13 protein-coding genes are annotated in these 17,381 nt (G+C 65.6%); 5 read left to right on the forward strand and 8 right to left on the reverse strand.

Translation table 11 applies throughout. From position 1 onward, the window contains the following. Positions 1-53: 53 nt before the first annotated feature. Together glgA and xth are read right to left on the reverse strand one after the other, a co-directional pair. Entirely contained in the window at positions 54-1,622 is a 1,569-nt protein-coding gene (glgA, locus tag V9K91_RS08940; protein WP_336443080.1) for a glycogen synthase GlgA, read from the reverse strand. Positions 1,623-1,947: 325 nt separating this feature from the next. Continuing rightward, a complete protein-coding gene (xth, locus tag V9K91_RS08945) occupies positions 1,948-2,745 on the reverse strand; it encodes an exodeoxyribonuclease III (RefSeq protein ID WP_336443198.1) in 798 nt (265 codons plus the stop codon). 162 nt (positions 2,746-2,907) lie between these two features. Here xth and V9K91_RS08950 point away from each other — a divergent pair, with 162 nt between their 5' ends. Continuing rightward, on the forward strand, positions 2,908-3,582 hold the full coding sequence (locus V9K91_RS08950) for a hypothetical protein (RefSeq protein ID WP_141236259.1): 675 nt from the start codon (positions 2,908-2,910) through the stop codon (positions 3,580-3,582). A gap of 57 nt (positions 3,583-3,639) precedes the next feature. Here V9K91_RS08950 and V9K91_RS08955 read toward each other — a convergent pair whose 3' ends face one another. From V9K91_RS08955 to V9K91_RS08965, 3 genes are all read right to left on the reverse strand, one after another. After that, positions 3,640-5,013, reverse strand: a complete 1,374-nt coding sequence (locus V9K91_RS08955) for a sorbosone dehydrogenase family protein (protein WP_336443081.1) — start codon at positions 5,011-5,013, stop codon at positions 3,640-3,642. Then, complete coding sequence (locus V9K91_RS08960; RefSeq protein WP_249832568.1) at positions 5,010-5,432, reverse strand: DUF2231 domain-containing protein; 423 nt, start codon at positions 5,430-5,432, stop codon at positions 5,010-5,012. The genes V9K91_RS08955 and V9K91_RS08960 overlap by 4 nt, the downstream gene beginning before the upstream one ends. A gap of 66 nt (positions 5,433-5,498) precedes the next feature. After that, the gene (locus V9K91_RS08965) at positions 5,499-6,863 is read right to left on the reverse strand and encodes a hypothetical protein (RefSeq protein WP_336443082.1); all 1,365 of its coding nucleotides are present in this window, start codon (positions 6,861-6,863) and stop codon (positions 5,499-5,501) included. Between the two features lie 179 nt (positions 6,864-7,042). Here V9K91_RS08965 and V9K91_RS08970 point away from each other — a divergent pair, with 179 nt between their 5' ends. From V9K91_RS08970 to V9K91_RS08980, 3 genes are all read left to right on the forward strand, one after another. Then, positions 7,043-8,284: an MFS transporter gene (locus tag V9K91_RS08970; protein ID WP_336443083.1), complete on the forward strand. Its 1,242-nt coding sequence runs from the start codon at positions 7,043-7,045 to the stop codon at positions 8,282-8,284. 364 nt (positions 8,285-8,648) lie between these two features. Beyond that, positions 8,649-9,656, forward strand: a complete 1,008-nt coding sequence (locus tag V9K91_RS08975; RefSeq protein ID WP_336443084.1) for a Fic family protein — start codon at positions 8,649-8,651, stop codon at positions 9,654-9,656. An 814-nt stretch (positions 9,657-10,470) separates the two neighbouring features. Next, entirely contained in the window at positions 10,471-11,235 is a 765-nt protein-coding gene (locus tag V9K91_RS08980; protein ID WP_336443086.1) for a hypothetical protein, read from the forward strand. Positions 11,236-11,361: 126 nt separating this feature from the next. Here V9K91_RS08980 and V9K91_RS08985 read toward each other — a convergent pair whose 3' ends face one another. Next, a complete protein-coding gene (locus V9K91_RS08985; protein WP_336443087.1) occupies positions 11,362-12,159 on the reverse strand; it encodes a helix-turn-helix transcriptional regulator in 798 nt (265 codons plus the stop codon). Between the two features lie 94 nt (positions 12,160-12,253). Between V9K91_RS08985 and V9K91_RS08990 the strand changes: the two genes are divergently transcribed. After that, on the forward strand, positions 12,254-12,982 hold the full coding sequence (locus tag V9K91_RS08990) for an SOS response-associated peptidase family protein (protein ID WP_095363940.1): 729 nt from the start codon (positions 12,254-12,256) through the stop codon (positions 12,980-12,982). Positions 12,983-12,988: 6 nt separating this feature from the next. Here the strand turns inward: V9K91_RS08990 and V9K91_RS08995 are convergent, their stop codons facing one another. Together V9K91_RS08995 and proP are read right to left on the reverse strand one after the other, a co-directional pair. Then, positions 12,989-15,331: a GH92 family glycosyl hydrolase gene (locus V9K91_RS08995; protein ID WP_095363939.1), complete on the reverse strand. Its 2,343-nt coding sequence runs from the start codon at positions 15,329-15,331 to the stop codon at positions 12,989-12,991. 125 nt (positions 15,332-15,456) lie between these two features. Beyond that, the gene (gene proP / locus V9K91_RS09000) at positions 15,457-16,953 is read right to left on the reverse strand and encodes a glycine betaine/L-proline transporter ProP (protein ID WP_307106875.1); all 1,497 of its coding nucleotides are present in this window, start codon (positions 16,951-16,953) and stop codon (positions 15,457-15,459) included. Positions 16,954-17,381 lie beyond the last annotated feature (428 nt).

The following is a 17,381-nucleotide window of genomic DNA, read 5'->3' on the forward strand; positions in this document are numbered from 1 at the left end:
TTCGGTCGGATCGGATGCGAAGCTGGCGTCGCGCGCAACGAAGGCGTGCTCGCTCATGCCTGCAGCTCCGGCACGCGCGCATCCAGTACACGCTCATACAGCCTCAGGTACTCCGTACCGGCCAGGTCCCAGCTGCTCGGCCGCAGCATGGCCGCGCGGCGCATGGCCGACAGCAGCCCGGGGATGCGGTAGGTGCGGAACGCACGCTGCACGCAGCGGCGCAGCGAGTCGGCGTCGGCCGAGTTGAACAGCAGGCCGGTCACACCGTCCTCCACCGTGTCGATCAAGCCGCCGGTGGCGTGCGCGATCGGCAGGCAGCCGAACCGCTGCGCATACATCTGGCTCAGCCCGCACGGCTCGAAGCGGGAGGGCATGAGCAGGAAATCGGCCCCGGCGAACATCTTGCGGGCCAGGCCTTCGTCGAACCCGGGATACACGCCCACGCTGGAGGGGAACCGCCGGGACAGCGCGGCCACTTCCGCTTCGATGCGCGGTTCACCGCCGCCGATGATGGCCAACTGGCCCCCGGCGGCGGCGATCTGGTGCGCCACCGCGCAGCTCAGGTCCAGGCCCTTCTGGTGGACCAGGCGCGAGACCACCGCGAACAGCGGCCCGTCGCTGTGCGGCAGCCCCAGCGCACGCTGCACGCGCCGCTTGTTGGCGACCCGGCCTTCCCAGCGGTGCAGGTCGAAGTGTTCGCTCAGGTGCAGGTCGGTGCGCGGGTCCCAGCTGCTGTCGATGCCGTTGACGATGCCGCTCAAGCGACCGCTCGCCGCGTGGCGGGACAGCAGCGCGTCCAGCCCACAGCCCTGTTCGGGGCCGGTGATCTGGCGCGCGTAGCTCACGCTGACCGTGTTCACATGGTCGGCATGCACGATGCCCGCCTGCAGGAACGACAGCCGGCCATGGAAGGTGATGCTCTCGGCCTGCTCGGGCGAAACGCCCAGCACGGCGGCGTCTTCAAGCGGGAACAACCCTTGGTAGGCCAAGTTGTGGACGGTCAGCAGCGCGGGCACGTCCGAGCCGTACCAGCGCAGATAGGCGGCGGCCAGTGCGCACGGCCAATCATTCAGGTGCAGCAGTTCCGGCTGCCATTCCATGCCGGCATTGCCGCAGGCGATCACCGCCGCGGCGCGCGAGAGCGCGGCAAAGCGCACTGCGTTGTCGCTCCAGTCCTGCCCGCTGCCATCCACGTATGGACTGCCACCCCGCTGGAACAGCCCGGGGCACACCAGCACCAGCACCGGCACGCCACCCGCAAGCGTCTCACCGATGTCGCAGGCGGGAATCCCAGCCCGTGCCGGCACGCGGCCCACCAACCGCAGGTCCGGCGCACCGGCGATGACTTCGTCGTAGCCCGGGATCAGCACCCGCACATCGGACCGGGTGCGCAGCGCACGTGGCAGCGCCGCGGCAACGTCGCCCAGCCCGCCGGCCTTGACGTAGTCCGCCATCTCGGAGGTGACGAACAGGACGCGCCGAGCCGGATCGACACGACCGAGCGGCGGCGGGGTGGTCTCCACGGCGCGAAGCCGGGGCGTGCGGCGAACGCGGGTGCCGCCTTCGTCGCCAGCGGGAACGGGCAAAGCCACGGGAACAGCGATCTGACGCAGATGCGACATGGGGGGAATCTCGAAGGTGGTACCGCGGTGGGGGTGCCCTCGGCATTGCGCCAAGGGCGGGGGTTTCTGCGGCGCCGGAAACGTCGCGCGCGAACCTTGGTTGGAATCTACCTGTGTGCGGAATAAACACCGCGTGAACTTGATGCGACAACATCGTGACCCCGCCACGCTTCGCAGGCGCAAGGTGCCTGCAATGCAGCGCTTGTCGCAGGCTGTCGATGCTTTTACGGCATGAGCAGATGCGTTCGCATCATGACCTTCGCGCCTGCAGCCGCCCGCCTGAATCCTTCATTCTCGGCCGCGTACTGTCACGCCTCCGTTGCAATCATTGCGGCGCGAGCGCCTCGATCCAGGTCGGCGCGTGGTCACTCGCTTTCTCCAGACCACGAACCCAGCGGTCCACACCGGCGTCCTTCAGTCCCTCGGCAAGAATGGGGTTGAGCAGCAGGTGGTCGATGCGAAGCCCGCGGTCGCGCTCGTAGTGCTGGCGGAAATAATCCCAGAACGTGTAGATCGTCTGCTCGCCGTAGACATGGCGGAGACTGTCGGTCCAGCCCTGTGCCAGCAGATCGGCGTAGGCCTCGCGCGCCTCCGGCTGCAACAGCGCATCCCGCCGCCACGACTTGGGATCGTAGATGTCCGCGTCGGTCGGGACCACGTTGAAGTCGCCGATCAACGCGACCGGATGCGGCAGGCCGACCAGTCCCAGCGCGTGCTTGTGCAGCCGCTGCATCCACTTCAGCTTGTAATCGAACTTGGGCCCGGGCTGCGGATTGCCGTTGGGCAGGTACAGCCCTCCCACCAGCACGCCGTGCGCCGCCGCCTCCAGGTAGCGGCTCTGGTCATCGGTGCGATCGCCTGGAAGCCCACGCCGGCTTTCGATCGGGTCCTGCCCACGCGCCAGCAGCGCCACGCCGTTCCAGGCACGTTGCCCCTGCCACAGGCAGCCGTAGCCTGCGTCACGGATCTCGGTTTCAGGAAACGCATCCTGGCTGGCCTTGAGCTCCTGCAGCGCCACGATGTCGGGTTTCTCTTTCTCCAGCCACGCCAACAGGTGCGGAAGCCGCGTCTTGATTCCGTTGACGTTGAAGGTGGCAATCCGGAGGCGCCTGCGACGGGCCATGGCGTGCTCCAGCAGGAGGGAGTCGCCAGTATTCCCGGCATTGCGCTGCGTGCGCGTCAAGAGTCCGCTCACGGGGCCATCGCACCCAGGCTTCTGCCTGCTTCACTCCGCGCAACCTGGGCGGGCGCATGCTTGGGTTTCCCTTCCCTGGTGCCGCTTCCGATGCCCATCCTGTCCTCTCGTCCGCTGCTGCTGGCCGCCGTGCTGGCGTCTACCGCCTGTACGCCTTCGCCCGACGCGGAGGGACCGCCACAACCTAGCGGCGGGGATCCGGGTGCGGCGAAGGCGGCAGTCACCCACGAGGCGCGTGCAACATCGTCACCGCCTGCCGATGCCTTCAGTGAAACGCCGCCCGGCATCGCGCTGGCTGCAGTTCCTGGCATGGAGCTGCGCAGGGATTTCACCCGCAGCTACCTGACGCTGGATGGCTGGAAGCTGTTCGATGCCTCGGGCAGCACCGGTTCGCCACTGGCGGCCTTGGTGTTGGACGGGTCCAACGAGGTAACGGCTGCCGAGCTTCGCGTCGGACGCAGCGACGACGCCGGTGCCGTCGCCGACTGCCTGACGCCTCCCGCAGAAGCTACGGGGCCAGCCGACACCGTGGACATAGGCGGCGTGAGCTTCACCCACTTCCCGGTGGGCGACGCAGCGATGAGTCACTACGTATCGGCCGACAGCTACCGCGCAGTGCAGCACGCGCGGTGCTATGCGATTGATCTGGTAGTAGCCGGTACCCGGCCGGAGGTGTACGACCCGCCGCGTACACCGCCGTTCAGCACTGAGGATGCGCGGGACAAGCTTGCGGCTGCCTTGAAGGCCGTGCGCTGGGTGGAGTGAACGTCTGCGCCTGCGGCGTTGGGCCGCAGGCGCAAAGCAACCAGGCAGGGCCTGGCGCTACGGGGCCGAAGGCGCCGATGGGGTTGCCGGCGGCGTCGACGGAGTTGCCGAAGGCGGTGCCGCTGGCGTGGCGGGAGCTGCGGTCGGCGTGATCCGCCAGATGGTGTTGGCCAGGTCATCAGCCACGATCACCGCGCCGCGCGGATCGACGCTGACGCCCACCGGCCGGCCGCGGGTCTTGCCGTCATCGCCGCGGAAGCCGGTGGCGAAATCGATCGCTTCTCCGGCGGGCTTGCCATCACGGAACGGCACGAACACCACCTTGTAGCCGACCGGTGGATTGCGGTTCCAGCTGCCGTGCTGGCCGACGAAGACGCCGTCGGTGAAGTTGCCGCCCACCGCCGGGTTGGCGAACGCCACGCCCAGCGCGGCCACGTGCGAGCCCAGCGCGAAGTCCGGGGTCAGCGCGGATGCCACCTTCTCCGGGTTCTGCGGCATCACCCGGCGGTCCACGTGCTTGCCCCAGTAGCTGTAGGGCCAGCCATAGAAGCCGCCGTCGCGCACCGAAGTAAGGTAATCCGGCACCAGGTTCGGCCCGATTTCGTCACGTTCGTTGACCACCGCCCACAACGTGCCGGTGCCGGGCTGTACGGCCAGTGCCGTGGGATTGCGGATGCCGCTGGCGTAGGTGCGGTGCGCACCGGTCTGCGCATCGATCTCCCAGACCTGGGCGCGATCGATCTCCGCCGCCATGCCGCGTTCGGTGATGTTGCTGTTGGAGCCGATGCCCACGTACAGGTGGCTGCCATCGGCGCTGGCGGCCAGCGACTTGGTCCAATGGTGGTTGATGGCCGACGGCAGGTCGGTCACCTTGGTCGGCGCACCGCTGGCCTTGGTCTGGCCTTCGGTGTAGTCGAAGCGCACCAGCGCATCCTGGTTGGCCACGTACAGGGCGTTGCCCACCAGTGCCAGCCCGTACGGGGCATTGAGCTTGTCGGCAAACACCGTCTTCAGCTCATACACGCCGTCGCCATCGGCATCCCGCAGCAGTGTCAGGCGGTTGCCGCTCTTCACCTGCGTATTGCCCTTGGCCTTGATCTTGCCGGCAATCACATCCTTCGGCTTGAGGTTGGGCGCGCTGCCGCCCCGACCTTCGGCCACCAGGATGTCGCCGTTGGGCAGCACCAGGGTCTGGCGCGGAATGGCCAGGTCGGTGGCGATCGCCGAGACCTTGAAACCGGCCGGCACGGTGGGAACGGTATCGCCCCACGCGGTCGGCTGGGCAATGGTCATGTCCGGCATCACGCCGCGATGGGGCTTGGGCAGTTCCGGGTTGGCACCCAGCTGCTGCAGCTCCGGCGCCTTGCCACTGCAGGCGGCCAGGGCCACGGTGAGTACGGAAAGTGCGAATACCTTCGGGGCGCGGTTCACAGGACACCTCCCACGCGCACACGGACGCTGGCGAAGCCCAGCCAGGTGGCGATCAACGCCAGCACCGTGACGATCACCGACCACAGCAGCGCGGCCGGCATGATCGCCCAGGCATCGCGTGCGTGGTGCAGCGAGTTGATGAAGCCCACGATCCAGGTGGCCGCCAGCACGATGACGTAGAAGCCGTTACGGCTGCCGCGCACCAGGCCCACCAGGCCGCACAACAGCGCCAACGTGGTCATGACCATCGCCCCGACCAGCAGCCAGGAGGCGAAGTTGCTCCACTGGATTTCGTAGGTGTTCCAGTACGCGTAATCGGCCAGCAGCGCGCCGAGGAACAGCGGCAGCACGCCGCCGAGCACGGCGGCATGGAATGGATGGATGACCCAGTGGCGGGTCACGACGGCGGTTGTGGACACGGCTGTCTCCTGAGGGGAATGCAACCGGTATCCTGCCACCGCCTGCGTGACGGGCGGTTGATGTGCTCAGCGCCAGTCGGCGGGCAGCTTCCGCGTGCGGGTGCGGTACTTCATCGTTCCGTTGCGCAGAGTGCCCTCCGTCGTCTGCAGGTGCTCGCCATCGGGCGACAGCGATTCCTCCCAGCTGGCCACCTGCTGCAGCTGGCCGTCCACATAACGGTAGGTTTCGGTGGCGTGCGAGCAGCAGCCGCCGCGCGAGGCGGAGATGAGGGTGCGCGTGGCGGGGTCGATGTCCAGCTGTGGCAGGCTCGACAGCGTTGGCTCGAACACGAAGGCCTGGGCCACCGGGTCGAACAGGTACAGGTTCCGCGTGGCATTCGGGCCTGCACCCCCGGCGTATCCGGGTACGCTCAGGTCGGGCCAGCCGTCGAAGTTGGCGTCCACCAGCTGCACCACGTCCGGGCCGGCGCTCAGCGGCTCGGCATCGATGTCGCGCAGGATCTGCCGGCGCTGGCCGGTCGTGGCGTCCAGGATGTCGATGGCCTGCAGCACCGCTTGATCGTCGTCGGCGGGCGCAACGACCAGCACGAAACGCAGGTGGTCGGTGGTTGCCTGCTGGGGAATCCGCATATCGCCGGCGGCAAGATCATCCCGACGGATCCAGCCGGGCGTCGCCGCGCCGTCTGCCGCCACTTCTTCAATGGCGATCCACTCAGCGCCCCTGCTGAGCACACCGGCATAGCGCCCCGCGGCAAGCGTGCCGGATGCCGTACCGTCCCCGGCGCTTCGGTAGACCGGGGTGTCCATGGTCGCCGCGAACACGTCGATGTAGGGTCGTGGCGCCTGCAGGAAGAACCCGTCGCGATAGTGGGTTACCTGGTAGTGGTGCACAGACCTGCCGTAAGCGTCGGGCGCACACACGCCGCCCACCGCACAGGCGCCGATCTCATCCGGGGTGGGCTTGCGGCTGCCGGGAACCTGCTCGGTACGGATCAGCGTTTTCTGGTCCGCCCAGCGCAGCGTGAAGGCGCGTTCGGTCCAGGCCAGCGCCGCTTCGCTGTCCGCGCTGCCAATGTTGGTGCGGCAGAAGGGCTGCGCCTCGGAACGTTCGTTCCAATCGGGAAAGGCATAGGCCGGGCACAGCCGGTTGGCGCTGTTGATGTCGTGGCGGTACACCGCATCGGTGACGAATACCAGCTTGTTCAACGCCTCGCCCGGATCGCGCGACACGAAGGCGTAGCGCACCTTCGCCGCGTCGGGAATCGCGGTGGCAAGAAGGTCCTGCTGGATTTCGCCTGCGGCCGGCGCTGCCGCCGTTTCTGCCTGGGGCGCCTCGGGCGAGAGCTGGTAAATCCCGGGTTCCAGCAGCGGTCCCGCTTCGGCATGGGTCATCAGGATGGCAAGCAACAGCGCGGCGTAGCGGATTCTCATGCCGCCATCATGCGTGATGTCCCTAACGCGACGATAGTGGTCCCTATCGCGCGAGACGGCAGCGTGCGGTCGGCTTACCCTCGTGCTCCGCTTGTCCCCCACCAGGTCCAGGCTGGAGCACGCGCCGGATCCCTGGCGGCGTGGCCGGCCGGGACCGCAGCTGTAGTTCCAATGGTCCCATGAGCACAGAAACCCCGCCGTCCGCTTCACCCGCCGTCCCTGCTTCGCCGGCACTGCCTGCCGCGTCCGATCCCGCCCACCAGGGCTTTGCGATCCGCATCGTGGGTGCCGCCGCGTTCGCGCACCTGCTCAACGACATGATCCAGGCCGTGCTGCCGGCCGTGTACCCGATGTTCAAGAGCCAGTTCGCGCTGACCTTCGGCCAGATCGGCACCATCGCGCTGGTCTACCAGTTCACCGCCTCGCTGCTGCAGCCGTGGGTGGGCATGTACACGGACAAGCGCCCGCTGCCCTACCTGCTGCCCTCCGGCATGATCGCCACGTTCGTCGGCATCGGCATGATGGCCATGGCCAGCAGTTACGAAATGCTGCTGCTGGCTGCCGCCGTGGTGGGCGTGGGCTCGGCCACGTTCCACCCGGAAGCTTCGCGGGTGGCGCGCATGGCCTCGGGCGGGCGTTTCGGCACCGCGCAGTCCACCTTCCAGGTCGGCGGCAATACCGGCTCGGCCATCGGCCCGCTGCTGGCCGCTGCCGTGGTGATTCCGCACGGCCAGCGCGCCATCGGCTGGTTCCTGCTGATCGCCGCCGTGGCCATCTTCGTGCTGTTCCGGCTGACCGGTTGGACCGTGCGCCACGGTCAGGCCAAGATGAACAGCTTGGCGCGCTCGCATGGCATCGGCCTGAGCCGCGGCAAGGTGGTGCAGGCCATCGCGGTGATCGCTGTGCTGATGTTCGCCAAGTTCGTGTACATCGCCTCCATCACCAACTACTTCACCTTCTACCTGATCGAACGTTTCCACCTGAGCGTGCAGCAGAGCCAGATGTACCTGTTCGTGTTCCTGGCGTCGATCGCGCTGGGCACCTTCATCGGCGGCCCGGTGGGTGACCGGATCGGGCGCAAGGCAGTGATCTGGATTTCGTTCCTGGGCGTGGCGCCGTTCGCGCTTGCCCTGCCCTATGCCAATCTGATGGGCACTGCGGTGTTGGCCGTTGCCGTCGGGCTGGTGATGTCGTCTGCGTTTGCCGCGCTGGTGGTGTATGCGCAGGAAGCGGTGCCGGGGCGCGTCGGGATGGTGTCCGGGCTCATGTTCGGGCTGATGTTCGGTATCGGTGGGATCGGCGCGGCCGGGTTGGGAAAGCTGGCTGACATCCATGGCATCGTGTGGGTCTACCACCTCACCTCGTTCCTGCCGTTGTTGGGGTTGGCTACTGCGTTTCTGCCGAAGACCAACGGGCGCTGACATAGTTGCCGACTAACAGTCGGCACTACCGTTTCGCGTCAGACTTTTCGCGTTATTGGAAGCTGACAGCTGCAGCTCGCTAGCTAACGATCGACGGGAAATATCACTCCGGCCCACAAGTGCCGTGAAGATCAATTGGATATCCAGCGTGCGCCGAAATACGCTGCTCAGCCTCCGCACTCAATTGCGGATGCCGGAAAGTAATTCAACTTTCCAGCCAGGAGCAAAGCGAGACTCGGCAAATGGATTGTCCACTGCAAGCAAGTGTTACCCGTAGAGTTCCGTCGCGCTCGCCCTGGGCGCGAGCATCGCTCCCTGAGATTGAGGCCTGCCTCAGCTCAGCCTGCCTTGGCAGCGAAGTTGCGTGACCAACTTCACGCTCTATCGTCCGAAGAGGCCGAGCCAATTCGCGGCCATGGTTCGCGCACTGGATGGAAGTAAGCCGTACATCTACTCACATCCAGCCCCTCTCCAGGGGCTTGACGCTCCGTCCCGAGCTGCCGGCCGCATATCCTGCGACCTGCTCTTTCTGATTGCCCGAAGAATTGAGGCATTGAGCAGCGGCAAACAGAGGATGGTGACTCACGGGGCGATCCCCACCGATATCGGCTCCCACTCGCTGCGAATGGTATCGGCCTACCGCTCTAAAGCAACACTCGTATCGGCTATTGACCCTGATGAGATCCTGAGCTTTTCACGGAACTCTGGCAGCAGCACGCCGAGCATTCGCGACAGCCTTACATGGGTCGACGGGGCCACATTCCAGGATGCCTGGCTTGTGCCACCCCCAGTAGCGCACATCACTTCCCTACTTGCAGATCTACGCGAATTCCTGGGGCGAGAACTTGCCTGCGCCTGTCCGACGCAGATCGCCCAGATTTTCCTCTTCCAGTTCACCCATATCCATCCTCTAACCGACGGCAATGGGCGCTTCGCGCGACTGTGGATGTCCGCACTGAGCCTTGCCAGCCAGGATTCCGGAGGATTAGCGCTGTCGCTGATGTTGCTTGAAGACCGCCGCCAATTTGGCCGCGCATGGTCAGGAGACGCAGGTGCGATAAGCAAACTGCAGGTGGATGCGACCCGCACCTCAACAGCACTAGTCCGCCTTGGCCAACTAACAGAACAAGTCCTGCGACTTTATCCCGACAGCAAGCCATGGCGGACGCTGGTGGTCTCGACATGCTGCTTTGGCAGGTTCTCGGAAGAAACGATCCGGGCAATTGATCGCACCGGGGCATCACTCGCAGGAAAGATCCTCACCACTGCGACCAACACATTGAACCTGCATAGGGAAAGGAACGAAGAATGCCCCATCAATAGACTCATCGCGTGCATCGACGAGCTAAATACACCAACAGGAATTGAATGAGCCCCATGGAAGCAGCGCAGCACAAAAACCCGAACAAGAGGCCAGCTTCAAAGACAAGTCTATGCAAGTCAATCCGCTCTCTGATTTACCTCACCTTGATCTGCAGCGGAGGGTTGGTGTCGCAGAACTCAGTTGCCGACACGACCGATACCCGGAATGAAGACACAATCGAAGTAACGCACCCTCGCCCCAGCGATCCGGAACCAGACCCGTGGCCTGGTAGTGATGTCTCAAATGGCGGAAACCATGGAGGCGGAGGAGACGGGGGACAGGGAAGCACCGGCCCGCACCCGAGGTGCACCGAGCTCCTTGCCCGAAAGCCTCCCCAGTGCCCCAACCCCATTCCCCTCCCCGGAGGACCAGAGTACGGGCGCGAGCGGTATCCGAACGGAAGCGGGCTGGCCAAGCTGCTCTATTACCGCGAACAGCCCAGCACGTCACCGCGAGCCCGCGGACAAGTTACGGCAGCGCTGAATGGCCATACCAACTTTATCGTCGCCGGAGGCTATCCAGTCAATCAGATCAACGAACAATTCTTCCGCACGCTATCAAATGCATGCTCATTACAGACACAGGATTCGGATTCCTACCGACTGGGTATTGGGCTGACCAATCCGGAACGACTATGTCTTGGTGCAATGGGAAGGCTGCAGGCGGAAGCCGAACCTACAATGTCGTTTACCCAGTTCTTTGCTCAATGGCTCAATCGCGAAGGAATCAGTCTTTCGGACTATTTCCCACAGACACTTGTCAACGCGCTTAATCCGGCGAACTCTCTTAGGATCAAGTACGATCACGTCACTCAGGAGACAACTTGCTCTCGCTGGTGGACGCAGATTCAGGAAAAGCAATGCAGCATTTGACCAAGAATTTCTCCATGCGCAACCACAGGCTCGTGTTGTCGATCTCAATCATGATAGTCCTGACGACAAGCGCAGGCTGCGTTCGGCACGAGAACGCATCGGCAAAGGAAGCGGAATTGGAGAAGGCTGCCCAGGTGGCTTCCGAGCCAAGTGCGGACAATTCCTCAGCGCCCCCTCCTCCTGGCAGCTCAACTCCATCGCAGGAGCTTTTGTCATTGGCATACATCTGCGAAGCGGGTCCTGTTTGCGACGCGGATATTCTCGGCGCAAATACACCCGAAGAGGCCCGGTGGCTGTTACAGAATGGGTATCCATCCTCCGAGCTGCTGAATCGACTCGAGGCCATGTCAGATCGTCAGCTGAAGCGCGAGGCTGATAGAGGCTCGCTGGCGGCGATGGTCAACTATGGCCAACGATTGGCTTCGCAAGGAGATACCGATGCTGGTCTCGTGTACATCTTCGATGCGACTCAGCGAGGCAGCATCTATGGTTATTACGCAATGTCGAGAGTGTATGGGACACCGGGATTGGGCGGCATCGTAGAGTCTGGCGCGTATCTGAGAGTCGCCTACATTCTCGGTGATTCCAAGGCAAGTGACGAGCTGCAGCGGCGCTTTCCTGGACTGCAGCAGATGGAACAGGCGGCCATCGACCGACGCGCGTCACAGCTGTACCAGTCGTTTGCCCATTCCCGGCAACCAACGCCGCGCCCCTGATTGATACAGATGTCTCTCGCTGCCGACCCAACGGTCGGCAGCTTCAGTGCTTTGCCGACCGACATTCAGCACTACCGTCAGCACGACCTTTCGCTTGGGTGGCGGGGATCCGGCCAGCGGCCGGCACTACTCGAAGAACTGGCTGGGCAGCTGGCCGAAGCGCTTCTTGAACATGGCGGTGAACGCGCTGGGGCTGGCGTAGCCTTGCGACAGCGCTACGTCGATGACCTTTTCGCGATGGGCGAGGCGTTCCAGGGCGCGGACGAGCCGGATCTGCTGGCGCCATTGACCGAACGTCATGTGCAGTTCGCGCGCGCACAGGCGCTGGATCGTCTTGGCGTCCACGCCGAGGCGAACGGCCCAGTCCTGCAGCGTGGAGGCGTCGTCGGGCGCGGCGTCCCAGTGCTGCGCGATCTGCTGCAGGCGCGGGTCGACCGGTTCCGGAACATGCAGTGGCAGCACCGGCAGCGCCTGCAGTTCGTCCAGGATCAGCTGCATGAGATGGCCGTCGCGTGAGTCCGGAACGTAGGGCTGCTCCACGATGGCGGCCGCACCGATCAGTTCGGCCAGCAAGGGCGTGATCGACACGGTCGCTGCGCTGGGCGGCGCATCGGCGATGGCCTGCGGCAGGATGTACAGGCTGCGCATGCGCACCGCGCCGATGCAGCTCACCTTGTGGCCGATCCCGGCCGGCATCCAGATCGCGCGCGTGCTGGGCACCACCCATCGCCCTGCCCCGGCCTGCACCACCAGCACGCCGGAGGCGGCGTAGACCAGCTGGTGGCGGTCCGGATGGTGGTGCAGCGGAATCACCGTGCCGGCGGCGTAATCGCGCGCCCGGCACAGCACGGCGGACTCGGGGCCCAGCGGCAGGCGCTGGCCCGCGGCGTCAACCGGCGGGATGTCTTTTTTCCGATGAGGCATGGGCAGATACCGCGAAACAACCACCCCGCGACTCTAGCGCCGCCCGCGCCGCCACTCAACCACACGCTCACGGCACGCGCCCTACCCTGCACCCATGCGTCGTTTCGCCCAAGCCATTGCCGAGCCGGAATCGGTCCCCGACGGACTGCCGCGCGGTCTCGCCACTGCCGTGGCCGCAGCGCCGGACCGCTACAACATCGGCAAGGGTTCCACGGCATCGGTGCTGGCCCGCAATGCCGATGGCGAGCTGATCGTAACCGACATGGTCTGGGGCCTGGTGCCGCGCTGGTCGAAGACGCCGGATACGCCCTACACCACCGTCACCGCCCGGCTGGACCGGGCGCCGGGCAGCCGCATCTTTGCCAAGGCCTGGGCAGAACGCCCGTGCGTGATTCCGATGACCGGCTACTACAAGCTGGACCGCCAGCGCCGGCCGCCGTGGCCGCTGTTCGTGCAGCGACGCGATGGCCTGGCCCTGTTGGCCGCCGGCCTCTGGGAGCATTGGGAGGACGGCGACGGCCACGCGATGGATTCCTTCAGCGTGCTCACCGCACCCAACCGCGCCATTCCGGAACCGCTGACGCCGGATGGGCCGGTGTTCCTGTCCGCCGAGCTGGCACTGGCATGGCTTTCCGGTGCCGCCAACACCCCTGCCTCGCTGCGGGTACGCTCGCCGGCACTGGAGGCGTATCCGGTCGGACGCGCCTTCCGCGACCTCAAGCGCGACGACTACACGCTGCTGGAACCGGTCGATCCGGACCTGGAAACGACATCGCCGCCCCCGGTGGACGGGGACGGCGATGGCTGGGACGAGGACAGCTGAGCGGCGTCAGCGCGACATCGAGTACGGCTGTTCCGCGCCCTGCCCCGGCCATGCCTTGTTCGGCGTTGCCTGCAGGGTGAAGTGCAGTTCGCCGCCGGCCAGGATTTCCGCATGGCGCAGGAACGTGCGGTTCAACGGCTTGCCGTTGAGCGTCACCGAACCCACGTATTCGTGGCCCTTGCCCATGCCGTCGGTGGTGATGCGGAAGCTCTTGCCGTTGGGCAGGTTCAGCACCGCCTTGGGCAGGAACGGGCGGCCGATGATGTACTCGGCGCTGCCCGGTGCCACCGGGTAGAAGCCCAGCGCGGTGAACACGTACCAGGCCGACATCTGGCCCAGGTCGTCATTGCCGGCCAGGCCATCGGGGCGGTCGGCGTACTGGGTGTCCATGATCTGCTTCAAACGCGCCTGCGCGCGCCACGGCTGGCCCGCGTACGAATACAGGTAGGCCACGTGGTGGCTGGGTTCGTTGCCGTGCGCGTACCAGCCGATCAGGCCGGTGATGTCTTCCATGTGCTCGAAGATGGACGGATCGACCTTGGCATCGAACACGGCGTCCAGCCGCGCCAGCAGCTTGTCGGCGCCGCCGTGCACTTCGGCCAGGCCGGCCACGTCCTGCGGCACGTACCAGGAATACTGCCAGGCGTTGCCTTCGGTGTAGTCGGTGCCGTAGCCGCTGGCGCTGGGATCGAACGGGGTGCGGAAGCTGCCGTCACGCTTGCGTGCGCGCATGAAGCCGGTTTCGGCGTCGAAGGCATGGCGCCAGTTGCCGGCGCGCTTGTCGAACTCGGCCGCCACATCCGTCTTGCCCATGGCCGTGGCCATGCGCGCGATGGTCCAGTCGTCGAAGGCATACTCCAGCGTCTTGCTGGCCGCCTCGCCCTCTTCGTCGATCGGCACCCAGCCCAGCTCGCGGTACTGCGCGATGCCATCGTAGGGGCCGTAGTTTGCGGTGGCCACCATCGCCTGCAGCGCCTTGTCGGCATCGAAGCCACGAATGCCCTTGACGTAGGCATCGGCGATCACCGGCACCGCGTGGTAGCCGATCATGCACCAGGTTTCCTGGCCGTGGAACGCCCACACCGGCAGCATGCCGTAGGCGCTGTTGTGCTGGTGCGCGAGCAGCGAATTGACCATGTCGCTGGTGCGCTGCTCCGGCTGCACCAGGGTCAGCAGCGGGTGCAGGGCGCGGTAGGTGTCCCACAGCGAGAAGGTCGAATAATTGGTATAGCCCTCGGCGCGGTGCACGGCATTGTCCGAGCCACGGTACTGGCCGTCCACGTCCATGAACAGGGTCGGGCCGAGCAGGCTGTGGTACAGCGCGGTGTAGGCGCTGCGTTTGTCATGCGCGGGGGCCTCGATGTCCAGCACTGACAGCGCCTGCTGCCATTGCGTGCGGGCGTCGGCGCGGATGCGGTCGAAGTTCTGGTCTTTCGCTTCAGCGTCGAGGTTGGCGATGGCGCCGGCTTCGCTCACCGAGGAGATCGCCACGCTGACCACCAGCGGGGCATCGAGCTTGCCGAAGTCGAACGTGCCGACCAACTGGCGGCCTTCGATCTGCGGGCGCTGCTCCGGGTGGTTCTGCCCCGGCGGCGGGAAGCCCTTGTAGGCGATGTCGGTCTCGGTGTTGTGCAGCGCGTGCCCGGTGAGCGGGCGCGAGAAGCGCATCGCGAAATACAACTGGCGGCCCGGCGCCCAGCCACGGGTCTCGCGGAAGCCGGTCACGGTGCCGTCTTCGCGCAGGCGCAGGCGCGACCACAGGATCTTGCCGGGGTAGTCGTACAGGCTGGTGCGCAGGTCCAGCAGCACCTTCGCCTCCTGGCCCTTCGGGTAGGTGTAACGGTGCACGCCGGTGCGCGCGCTGGCGGTCAGTTCGGCGCGGACTTTGTAGTCCTGCAGCGTGACCGCGTAATACCCCGGTTCGGCCTTCTCATCCTTGTGGTCGAAGCGCGAGGCGTAGCCGCTGCGCGGCTTTTCCGGATCGCCACGCTCCAGGCCGGGGTCGCCGGTGAACGGCATCACCAGCACATCGCCCAGGTCGGAATGGCCGCTGCCGGAGAAATGGGTGTGCGAGAAGCCGACAATGCTGCTGTCGTCGTGGCGGTAGCCGGCGGCCCAGTCGTAGGCCTTTTCGCGCGGCTGGATGCGGGTGTCCGGGCTGAGCTGGACCATGCCGAAGGGCACCGTCGCGCCGGGATAGGTATGCCCTTCGCCCCCGGTACCAATGAATGGATCCACGGCGGCGTAGGCGCGTTCGCCTGCGCTCTGCGGCGCCGCTGCTGCGGTGCCTGCCACCAGCATGGCGCCCATGGCCAGTGCCACCAACCCCGACTTCCCCGCTCTGCTCATATGGATTTAGATCGATTCAAGGTGAACCGATCCTAGCATTGGTTGTCCCCGCGCCGCATGTTGCGGCGCGGGGGTGTCGCTTGGGGTGGGTTGGCTGGGCCAGGCTTCGGGCGGCGTCGGTGGTTTCAGATTGCGCCAGACACGCGTGGCGTGTCGCTACGGTTCGCTTCCGGAAGGGTGGGATGCGTGGCATCCACCGTCACCGGCTCATCGCTGCGCAGCAGGGCGTGGGCTTCGGCTTCGCTGGCTACCGCCGGCGGCGAGCCGCGCAGCGGCAGGTTGGCGGTTTCGTTGACGAACAGCATGGTGACCAGGCCGATCACCGCCGCGCCCATCAGGTAGTACGCCGGCACCAGCGGGTCGCCGGTGCGCTCCACCAGCCAGGCGGTGATCAGCGGCGTGGTGCCACCGAACAGCGACACCGAGACGTTGAACGCGATCGACAGCGCGCTGTAGCGCACCGGGGTGTAGAACAGCGCCGGCAGGGTGGACGGCATGGAACTGGTGAAACACACCAGCGCCAACCCGAGCAGCATCAGGCCGAGGAAGATCAGCCCGTCGTGGCCGCTGCCGACCAGCAGCAGGCACGGAATGGCCAGCGCGAACAGCGCGATGCACGCGCCGATGATCATCGGCCGGCGGCCCAGGCGGTCACTGAACATCCCACCCACCACGTTGAGCGGCATCATCACCAGCATCACGATGATGATCAGCAGCAGGCCCTTGCTCTCGGCATAACCCATGGTCACGCTCAGGTAGCTGGGCATGTAGGTGAGCAGCATGTAGTCGGTAACGTTGAACACCAGCACCAGGCCCACGCACTTGAGCAGCTGCGGCCAATGCACGCGCAGCAGCGCACCCAGCCCGGGGCGTTCGAGGTCGCGTTTGTCGGCCTCTTCGGCATAGGCGCGGAAGGCCGGGGTCTCTTCCAGCTTCATGCGCATGTACAGGCCGAGCAACCCCAGCGGGCCGGCGATCAGGAACGGCAGGCGCCAGCCCCAGTCCAGCATCTGCGTGCTGCTCAAGGCCATGTGCAGCACGGTCACCGTGGCCGCACCGGCGATGTAGCCACCCAGCGTGCCGAACTCGAGCCAGCTGCCCATCAGGCCGCGGTTGCGGTCGGTGGAATATTCGGCGATGAACGTGGCCGCGCCGCCGTATTCGCCGCCGGTGGAGAACCCCTGCACCAGGCGCGCAAGCAGCAGCAAGGCCGGGGCCCACATGCCGATGCTGTCGTAGGACGGAATCAGGCCGATGCTGAAGGTGCCCAGCGCCATCAGGATCATGGTGAAGGCCAACACTTTCTGGCGGCCGTATCGGTCACCCAGCGGGCCGAACACCAGCCCGCCCAGCGGGCGGACCAGGAACGCCACGGTGAAGGTGGCGAAGGTGGCGATCAGCTGCGCGGTCGGGCTGCTGGCGGGGAAGAACACCTGGCCGAGCGTGACCGCAAGATAGCCATACACACCGAAATCGAACCATTCCATCGCATTGCCGAGCGCGGCGGCACCCACGGCTTTCTTGAGCATGGGGCGATCGACCACGGTGACTTCGTCGACCTTCATCTGGCGGCGGCGCTTGAACCACCCGAAATGGGCATGTGCGGCATGCAGTTCCTGCATCTGCTTTCTCCTGGAAGCAGGGTCATCAACGCACCCGAGGTCCCGCGCAAGGCACAGGTAAACACCGCCTCTGGAAGAACGCGGCACGAGGCGCGAAGAGGGGTAACAACAGGCGTTCCCGGACGGCCGCGTGGTACACCACGGCGCTGCAGGAAGGATGACCGAGAGACGGGCAACGGCCCGGGACAATGATCAAGCGCACATGTTACCACAGTGTGTGCATGTGGCCTTTATCGATTCTTCACATGTTGTCCAAACGCCTTGTTTCAAGGCGTTTTTCAGCCATTGGTAAAGTTGGGGCAATCGTTGACGTCCATTGGTAGAGTCGGTTCCCGAACGACTGCCCTCAGCGCTTCCGCGTTCGGTAACGCATGGACTGTGCCGAGGCAGAAGCGTGATGTCGCCGACGGTCATGCCGTAATCGAATG

The sequence above is a fragment of the Stenotrophomonas sp. CCNWLW57 genome, assembly GCF_037203925.1.
Taxonomy (GTDB): Bacteria; Pseudomonadota; Gammaproteobacteria; order Xanthomonadales; family Xanthomonadaceae; genus Stenotrophomonas; species Stenotrophomonas rhizophila_A.